Here is an 8,291-nt window from a genome sequence, read left to right as displayed (position 1 = left end):
AGCATCCTCTAAAGTTTTTCTGGTTCTCTTTGTTCACAAAGAGAACAGTACCCTCTTGGGCAAGTACAAATAATCGAATGATTAAGTTTTAAAATTATGGAGAAGATACGAGTAGGGATTATCGGCGGAGCCGGATATACCGGAGGCGAAGCCGTTCGGCTGTTGATTCACCATCCCGGCGTCGAGCTGGTGTACGTGCACAGCAACTCGAACGGCGGGAATCTGGTGAGCGACGTGCACGCCGATTTGTTCGGCGATACAGAGATGCGGTTCACCGACGCACCGGTCGGTCAGCTGCCGAAAGTGGACGTGATGTTCCTGTGCGTCGGTCACGGAGACGCCCGGAAATTCCTGGAGGCTAATAAGATTGCCGCCGATGTGAGGATTATCGACCTCTCGCAGGACTTCCGGATCGTGCCCGACACGGCGACCGACGGGCACGAGTTTCTCTATGGACTTCCGGAGCAGAACCGCGATGCTATCAAAAAGGCGAAAAACATCGCCAATCCGGGATGTTTCGCCACCTGCCTGCAGCTCGCCTTGCTGCCGTTGGCCGCCAAAGGGCTGATTCGGGGGGATGTGCATATCTCGGCCACGACCGGTTCGACCGGGGCGGGGCAGAAGCTCGCCGCGACCTCGCACTTTTCGTGGCGCGCCAACAACCTCTCCACTTATAAGGTGTTCGAACACCAGCACCTGCGCGAGGTGGGGCAGATGATCCGTACGTTCGAACCGGCTTTCGACGGGGCTGTGAACTTCATCCCGTACCGCGGAGACTTTACGCGCGGGATTATCGCTTCGGTCTACACCGATTTCGCCGGGACGCTGGAGGAGGCGCAGCAGATTTACAAGGACTACTATGCTCCGGCGGCGTTTACGCACGTCAGCGACAAGGCGATTTCGCTGAAACAGGTCGTGAACACCAACAAATGCCTGCTCCACCTGACGGTGCATGAGGGTAAACTGCTGATTATGTCGGTGATCGATAACCTGTTGAAGGGGGCGTCGGGACAGGCGGTGCAGAACATGAACCTCATGTGCGGCCTGCCGGAAACGATGGGACTCCAACTCAAACCGCTGGCTTTTTAATAGTTCATTTATTCGTATCTACCCGCATGGGACTGTACCTTTCTTGAAAGAAAGGTACCCAAAGAACTTTCGTGATAGCTACGCTCTGCCTTAGGCTCCGCAGTCCTCAATCTTCGAGATTGCTTTTGGGTCGGGGTTGTAGCGCGCTAATGCGAGCTAAACCTTATTGCGCGCTACAACTCCCGGCCCAAAGAAGAGTCCGAGAGTTGGGCCGCCGGCAGCTTTAGGATGCGTAAGCATCCTCTAAAGTTTTTTTGGTTCTTTTTGTGAACAAAAAGAACAGTACCCTCCCGGTAAGGTGCAAATAAGCGAATTCATAAAATACTACAGATCATGAAATTATTTGACGTATATCCCCTTTACGACATCGAGATCGTGAAGGCGCAAGGTTCCACCGTGTGGGACGAGAAAGGAGAAGAGTATCTGGATTTTTACGGCGGTCATGCCGTGATTTCGATCGGACACACCCATCCGCAGTACGTGAAGCGGCTGACCGACCAGCTCGGAAAAGTCGGGTTTTATTCCAACTCCGTGCGGATCAGCGCCCAGCGGGAGCTCGCCGAGAAGCTCGGCAAGTTGTCCGGACATGACGACTACCAGCTCTTTTTGTGCAACTCCGGAGCTGAGGCCAACGAGAACGCCATGAAACTCGCCTCGTTCCACACCGGTCGGAAGAAGATCGTCGCCATGCACGGCGCCTTCCACGGGCGGACCTCGCTCGCTGTGGCCGCGACCGACAATCCGAACATCACCGCGCCGGTGAACCGGACGGAGAACGTCATTTTCGTCACCCTGAACGACGAGCAGGAGCTCGAAAAACTCTTTGCCACGCAAGGGAACGAGATTGCCGCCGTGATTCTGGAAGGGATTCAGGGCGTCGGCGGGATCCGGATCGCCTCCGACGACTACCTGCGGAAGATTCGGTCGCTTTGCGATAAATATGGTGCCTTGTATATCGCCGACAGCGTGCAGTGCGGCTGCGGACGGACCGGGAAATACTACTCCCACGACTGGGCGGGGGTGAATGCCGACATCTACACCATGGCCAAAGGGATCGGGAACGGGTTTCCGGTGGCTGCGGTCTCGATTGCGCCGCACATTGCTCCGAAATACGGCATGCTCGGGACGACCTTCGGGGGGAACCACCTGGCTTGCGCAGCTGCGCTGGCAGTGGCCGAGGTGATGACCGAAGACAAACTGGTGGAGAATGCGAAAAAGATGGGCGACTACCTGATGACCGAGCTGCGGAAGCTGCCGAACATCAGGGAGGTGCGCGGCAAAGGGCTGATGATCGGCGTCGAACTGAACGAAGAGAGCGCCCCGTTCCGCAAACGGCTCCTGTTCGACGAACACATCTTCGTCGGCTCGTCGTCCGACAAGAACACCTTCCGGCTCTTGCCCGCGCTGAACATTACGCAGGCGCATTGCGACCGGCTGCTGGCCTCGCTGCGCAAGCTGCTGGCGTAATCTTCTCCGGGACGGAGATATGAATCGGGGCTCTATTCCTTCTCGGAATAGAGCCCCGATTTTGCAATTAAAAGATCGCTTCGACCTCCTTGAACCAGTATCGCCGTATCTCGCCCGAAGCGAGGCGCAGAATCAGCTCTCCGGTATCCGCATCCACCCCCGCCACCGCCGCCTCGAACCGCTCTCCCGAAGCGACATCGCGATAAGGATATCTCTCCTGAGCCTTCCCCCGCCACAAACGGGCCGTAAAATCGGCGTGCAACGCCTTGCACCCGTCCCCGCTCTCCAATGCTGCGTAACGCGGCGAAAAAGCCCGGCAAAACGCGGCCAACAGCTCGTCCGGAGCGACCGGCGTCGCATCCGGCGGCAGTTCGTTGGCGATCGAGGTCGGATTGGGCAGCGACGGATCGAACTCCCGCTGCCGCACATTGATGCCGATGCCGATCACCGACCGGCTCAGGTATTCGCTTTGCAGGGAGTGTTCGATCAGAATCCCGCCGAGCTTCCGGTCGCCGACATAGAGGTCGTTCGGCCACTTGATATCGCACGCCACCGCCCCCCGGGTCACCGCCCGCACCGCATCGCTCGCGGCCAGCGCCGCCGCCTCGCTGATCCGGAACTGCCGTTCGACCGGCACGTGTGTCGGCTCCAGCACCAGCGAAAACATCAGGTTCATCCCCGCCTCGCTCACCCAGCGGTTTCCCCGCTGTCCCCGTCCCGCCGTCTGGCGCCGCGCCGCGATGATCGTCCCCTCGCGATACGAAGCGGGCGAAGCCATCGCCACGTCGTTCGTCGAGGTGACCTCCTCTAACTGTACGATCCGAAATTCCATGACTTTTCGTCGATCAAAGGGTCAGCGTCGTCCCCCCGTAGCCCGGCATCGTCAGCCGCTCGGCCGCGCAGATCACCACGCTTTTTACCCCCGACCGGATGGCCGCGAAGGCGTTGTCGAGCTTCGGCAGCATCCCGTCCGCCACCACCCCGTCTGCCTTGAGTCGTTCGTAGAGGGCCGGGTCGATGCCGGAGATCACCGAGCTGTCGTCCTCCACATCCCTGAGTACTCCCCGTTTCTCGAAGCAGTAGACCAGCTCGACGGCATACCGTTCCGCCAGCCCCACCGCCACCGCCTGCGCCACCGTGTCGGCGTTGGTGTTGAGCAAACCGCCCCCTGCCTCCGCGTCGAAAGTAATAGGCGCCACGACCGGTACCAAACCTCCTTCGATCAGTGTCGCGGCGGTGTCGAGGTTGAAATCGACCGGATCGCCCACGAAACCGTAGTCGATCCCTTCGGCCGTCACCGGTCGCCGTTTCGAGCGGATCAGCCGGCCGTCCGCTCCGCAGAGCCCCAGTGCGTTGCACCCCTCTCCCTGCAAAGCGGCCACGATATTTTTGTTGATCAGGCCCGCATAGACCATCGTGACGATGCGCAGCATCTCGGCATCGGTTACCCGCCGCCCGTTGATCATCTGCGCCTCGATGCCGAGCCCCCGGGCCATGGCCGTCGCCACCTTTCCCCCGCCGTGTACCAGTACTTTGCGTCCTTCGAGCGTCGCGAAGTCGCGCAAAAACTGCTGTAATTTCTCCGGATGATCGACCACGTTGCTGCCGATCTTGATGACTTTCAGTGTTTTCATCGTCGTTGCAATTACTTTCCTGCCGCCTGGAATGCGTCGTAGAGGGCCGTGGCGATCTTCTTGCCGCCCCGGGCCGAGATGTGCGTATAGTCCTTGGCCGCCCATCCGTTTTTGACGAAAGTCCCCATGCCGCCCGCCGCCCGCATCGCGTCGTAGGTATTCCAGAAGAGCACCCCGCACTCCTTGGCCACCTCCTCCTGCGTCGAGACCATCGCACGGATGCCCGGCATCGTCACGAACGCTCCATTGTCCCGCGTCGCCCGGTCGCCCACGCTCATCACCAGAATCGCCACCCCCGGGAAACACCGCTTGATGTGCTCCACCACCCCCGCCATCTGCTTGCGGTAGGTCGAGTAGTCCGTCACCTGGCTCGACACCACGTTCAGACCGTATTGCAGGATGATCAGGTCGTACGGCGAGAGGCTGCCGAACTGGCTCGTGAGCGTCGGGTTGATCCGTCCCATGACCGTTCCCGGGTTGCCCCGCACCGAGAAGTTGTCGACGCAGACACCCGTCGGATTCTCCAGAAAGACCCCGTAGGCCGTAAAACCCTCGACGTCGTTGACCGAGTAGCGAATCGTCCGGATATCCTCGTCGATGGTCATCTCCTGGAGCGCCTCCGACGGTTCGGTGTTGAGCAGGAACTCCCGTTCGCCGTTGACCGTCGCCCGCACCACCGACTGCCCCTTGCTGATGAAGAGCAGCCGGGCCCGTTTGAAACGATCCAGATGTTTCTTGTTGGACGAGCCTTTGTATTCCACGTAGCTGTCCTCCGACGGCGTGTAGCGGAAGGCCGAGATGGTGTAGGCGCCCGATTTGTTGTTGACGATCGAACTCTGTTTCCATTTGCCGAACTTGTGTCCCACCGTCTGGCGGAATCCCGCGACCTGCGAGGTAATGGGCACGAAACCGACCCCTCCGCCTCCGTATCGGGTCTGCATCAGCTCGCGGAAGTCCGAGGTGAGGAGGTCGCCCTCGATGAACGAGTCACCCATAAATCCGATCCGCACCGGCCGCCGCATGTTGCGCGTCCGGTCGAGTTTTTCCATGAAGTTCCGCAGCATCTTTCCGTCCGACGAGTAGTCCGCGATCGGAATCACCCCCTGTGTCGGTTGCGTGGTTTGTGTCGTCGTCACGCCCGCTCGTTCTTCGGCAGCTGTCGTGTCGGCAGGTGCCGGAACGCCCGGTAGCGTGGTGTCGAAAAGGGCCCGGGTCGTATCCGTCGCCGTCCGTCCCGTCTCTTCCGGCTCCGGTTCCGGCTCCACGAAGATGGTGCTCACGGCGCGCGTGCTGTCGCCCTCCGCCGAAGCGACGGTGTCCGGCTCCGAGACCGAACGGGCTACGTACTCTCCCCCCTCCGGCCGTCGTCCGGCTTCGGTTTCGCCCACGAGCTGGTCGAGCTCCCCGACGGTGTTCCCCCGGTTGAGGTCGGCGAGAATGTCTACGGGTTTGAGCCCGACGGCGCGGACGGCGTTTTCGGGAATATAGTTCAGTCCGACGGTCATCAGGACGACCAGCAGGGCCAGTCCGAAAGCGTAGCGGAGGTAGTTCTTCATATCGACAAAGGGGCGCACGGTGCGCCGGGGTTATAAAAAGGTAGCTGTTTTACGGGTGGTCAGCGGGCTGGAGGGTGTGGAAGCCGGTTACAGCTCTTTCCTGAGCCGCGATGCCGGAATGCCGAGCATCTCGCGGTACTTGGCCACCGTCCGCCGGGCGATCTTGTATCCCTTGGCCGTCAGGGTGTCCATCAGGGCTTCGTCCGTCAGCGGGTCTCGCTTGTCTTCGTGTTCGATCGCCTCGGCCAGAATCCGTTTGATCTCGCGCGTGGAGACCTCCTCGCCGCTCTCGGTGAGCATCCCTTCCGAGAAGAAGTATTTCAGCAGAAAGACGCCGAAGTGGGTCTGGATGTACTTGCTGTTGACCACCCGCGAGATGGTCGAGATGTCGAATCCCGTGGCGTCGGCGATGTCCTTGAGGATCATCGGCCGGAGCTTGGCCTCGTCCCCCTCGACGAAGAAGTCGTGCTGGAAGTGGAGGATAGCCCGCATGGTCTTTATCAGGGTCTCCTGCCGCTGCTTGAGGGCCGAGATGAACCACTTGGCCGACTCGATCTTCTGTTTGATGAATTGCAGCGCCTCCTTGTCCGCTTCGCTCTGTTCCGCGGTGTTCATCGCCCGTTCGGCCATCCGCAGGTAGCTGCTGTTGATCTTCAGGTCGGGCACGCTCCGCGATGCCAGCTGGAGGTCGAAGTTGCCGTTGTTGTAGTCGAGCAGGAAGTCGGGCACGATGTTCGGCGATGCGGCCGAGCTCTCGTCGGCATAGCCGTTGGTGGGCTTCGGGTTGAGGTGCATGATCTCCTCCAGTGCCGCCCGGAACTCCTCTTCGGTCACCCCTAACCGCCGGATCATCCGTTCGTAGTGCTTTTTCAGGAAGGCGTCGTAGTGGTCGGAAAGGATCGCGATGGCCAGCTTCACGGCCGGTGTCTGCTCACGCAAAGCCCGGAGCTGGATGATCAGACACTCGCCGAGGTTCCGCGCCCCGATCCCGGCCGGGTCGAGCATCTGGATGACGCCGACGATCCGTTCCACCTCCTCTTCGGTCACTTCGACCCCTTGCGTAAAGGCGATGTCGTCGGTAATCGAGGCGATGGGCCGCCTCAGGTAGCCGTCGTCGTCGAGCGTGCCGATGATGAAGCGGGCGATGGTCATCTCGCGTTCGTCGAGGTCGTGGTAGGCGAGCTGTTCGATCAGGAAGTCCTGCAGCGACATCCCCTGCGACAAGGTGGGCGACTTCCGGTCGTCGTCCTTGGAGGTGTTGTTGACTTTGAGCTTATACGATGCGGCGCTCTCCTCGTTCCGGAGGTAGTCTTCCAGCGTGAGCTGCGCTTCGTCCGTTTCGGGTTCGCGCTCCTCCTCTTCGAGGACGGGATTCTCCTCGATCTCCTGTTTGACGCGCTGTTCGAGCTGGAGCGTGGGCAGCTCCAGCAGCTTGATTCCCTGTATCTGCTGGGGCGAGAGCCGTTGCTGGAGTTTCTGTTCTAAACTTTGACTGATGGCCGCCATAAAAGTTCGGTTGTATGCGTATAAACGGTAATTCGGGCAAATGTACGGATTTTCGGGCTGATTTTTTCAAACGCGAATCGCCGCTCGTTTCGTATGGACGAGCGGCGATCGGAATTTTCGCCGGGAATCGGGAGAGATGTGTTCGGAGAGGAGTCCCCCTTGTCGTGTCTTACATCCCTCCGGTCAGGCGCATCGCCTCCTGCACGCTGATCCGTTTGCCCCCCTGCAAAGCCACTACGAAGGCGTCCCGGTATCGCGGATGCGTCGCCCGAAAATGCCGGCAGGCCGCCTGTGCCTCGGCATGGGTCGGATAGGCGCCGTAGTAGTAGGCGTATTTCCCGTCCGGCCGCCGCACCATCCGCACTCCTTCCACGTCGGAGTAGGTATTTTCGCTCGGCCGTGCCGTCAGCCCGACCTGAATCCGGAAGACGATTCTGGACTCGGCCGGAATCATCGACTGCTGGGGCTGAGGCGCCGGTGCCGCCATATAGCGTTCCGTCGCGCTCACTTCGCCCGGCCCTTTGACATATCCCTCTTCCTGAATCCGGAGGTCTACGAGTGAGTCGACGAAGTGTTTGAACGACCGTCCGCTGGAGTAGATGTCCGAGAAAGTCCTCTCCTGGGGCAGCGATTCGAGTTTCCGATCCAGCACGGCGATCTGATCGGCCAGCTCGGCCAGCTCTTTGGTGATCTTCCGTGCCCGCGGCCCGCGTGCCGTCCGGAGCTCGGCTCCGAGCATATCCACCTGCCGCTGCAGTTCGGCCCGCCGTTCCGAGAGGTTGCAGACCAGCCGTCCCGACGGGTTGAGCTGGGCGCGCGGCGTACCCCGTACCACCGTGGCGTTCGGGTCGACCCATTCCCCTTTCCTGGGTGCTACGCCTCCGGCCTGCTGGTAGCTGAGCGCTTCGGCCCGCTGCCGCGCAGCCCGGCGGCTCCGGGCCGGGAGCTCCTCGATCGAGGAGAAGAGAACAGCCCCTCCGAGCATCAGAACCGGAAGTGCGAATCGTATGATGAATCTTGACATAGCGCGTAACTGGTT

7 protein-coding genes are annotated in these 8,291 nt (G+C 60.5%); 2 read left to right on the top strand and 5 right to left on the bottom strand.

Annotated features, from left to right (window positions below):
• Positions 1 to 96 precede the first annotated feature (96 nt).
• Positions 97 to 1,089, top strand: a complete 993-nt coding sequence (gene argC / locus QZ292_RS04020) for an N-acetyl-gamma-glutamyl-phosphate reductase (protein ID WP_294598146.1) — start codon at positions 97 to 99, stop codon at positions 1,087 to 1,089.
• A gap of 333 nt (positions 1,090 to 1,422) precedes the next feature.
• Positions 1,423 to 2,556, top strand: coding sequence for an aminotransferase class III-fold pyridoxal phosphate-dependent enzyme (locus QZ292_RS04015; RefSeq protein ID WP_294598143.1), 1,134 nt, complete (start codon positions 1,423 to 1,425; stop codon positions 2,554 to 2,556).
• Between the two features lie 67 nt (positions 2,557 to 2,623).
• Here the strand turns inward: QZ292_RS04015 and QZ292_RS04010 are convergent, their stop codons facing one another.
• The 5 genes from QZ292_RS04010 to QZ292_RS03990 all read right to left on the bottom strand — a co-directional run bounded on the left by QZ292_RS04010 (position 2,624) and on the right by QZ292_RS03990 (position 8,276).
• The gene (locus tag QZ292_RS04010) at positions 2,624 to 3,388 is read right to left on the bottom strand and encodes a biotin--[acetyl-CoA-carboxylase] ligase (protein ID WP_294598141.1); all 765 of its coding nucleotides are present in this window, start codon (positions 3,386 to 3,388) and stop codon (positions 2,624 to 2,626) included.
• A 13-nt stretch (positions 3,389 to 3,401) separates the two neighbouring features.
• Complete coding sequence (gene argB, locus QZ292_RS04005) at positions 3,402 to 4,190, bottom strand: acetylglutamate kinase (RefSeq protein ID WP_294598139.1); 789 nt, start codon at positions 4,188 to 4,190, stop codon at positions 3,402 to 3,404.
• Positions 4,191 to 4,201: 11 nt separating this feature from the next.
• The gene (locus QZ292_RS04000; RefSeq protein ID WP_294598136.1) at positions 4,202 to 5,746 is read right to left on the bottom strand and encodes a hypothetical protein; all 1,545 of its coding nucleotides are present in this window, start codon (positions 5,744 to 5,746) and stop codon (positions 4,202 to 4,204) included.
• Between the two features lie 87 nt (positions 5,747 to 5,833).
• Positions 5,834 to 7,252 (bottom strand): RNA polymerase factor sigma-54, encoded by a 1,419-nt coding sequence (gene rpoN, locus QZ292_RS03995; protein WP_294598134.1) that lies wholly within the window; start codon positions 7,250 to 7,252, stop codon positions 5,834 to 5,836.
• A 169-nt stretch (positions 7,253 to 7,421) separates the two neighbouring features.
• Positions 7,422 to 8,276, bottom strand: coding sequence for a hypothetical protein (locus QZ292_RS03990; RefSeq protein ID WP_294598132.1), 855 nt, complete (start codon positions 8,274 to 8,276; stop codon positions 7,422 to 7,424).
• Positions 8,277 to 8,291: the final 15 nt, after the last annotated feature.

Source organism: uncultured Rikenella sp. (assembly GCF_910577125.1).
Classification (GTDB): domain Bacteria; phylum Bacteroidota; class Bacteroidia; order Bacteroidales; family Rikenellaceae; genus Rikenella.
The sequence above is the reverse complement of the archived record's forward strand: the minus strand, read 5'-3'. Positions and strand labels throughout refer to the sequence as shown.

What these genes read in the sequence shown, in the direction of transcription:
- argC (WP_294598146.1), top strand. Translation starts at nt 97, where the DNA reads ATGGAGAAGATACGAGTAGGGATTATCGGCGGAGCCGGATATACCGGA.
- QZ292_RS04015 (WP_294598143.1), top strand. Translation starts at nt 1,423, where the DNA reads ATGAAATTATTTGACGTATATCCCCTTTACGACATCGAGATCGTGAAG.
- QZ292_RS04010 (WP_294598141.1), bottom strand. Translation starts at nt 3,388, where the DNA reads ATGGAATTTCGGATCGTACAGTTAGAGGAGGTCACCTCGACGAACGAC.
- argB (WP_294598139.1), bottom strand. Translation starts at nt 4,190, where the DNA reads ATGAAAACACTGAAAGTCATCAAGATCGGCAGCAACGTGGTCGATCAT.
- QZ292_RS04000 (WP_294598136.1), bottom strand. Translation starts at nt 5,746, where the DNA reads ATGAAGAACTACCTCCGCTACGCTTTCGGACTGGCCCTGCTGGTCGTC.
- rpoN (WP_294598134.1), bottom strand. Translation starts at nt 7,252, where the DNA reads ATGGCGGCCATCAGTCAAAGTTTAGAACAGAAACTCCAGCAACGGCTC.
- QZ292_RS03990 (WP_294598132.1), bottom strand. Translation starts at nt 8,276, where the DNA reads ATGTCAAGATTCATCATACGATTCGCACTTCCGGTTCTGATGCTCGGA.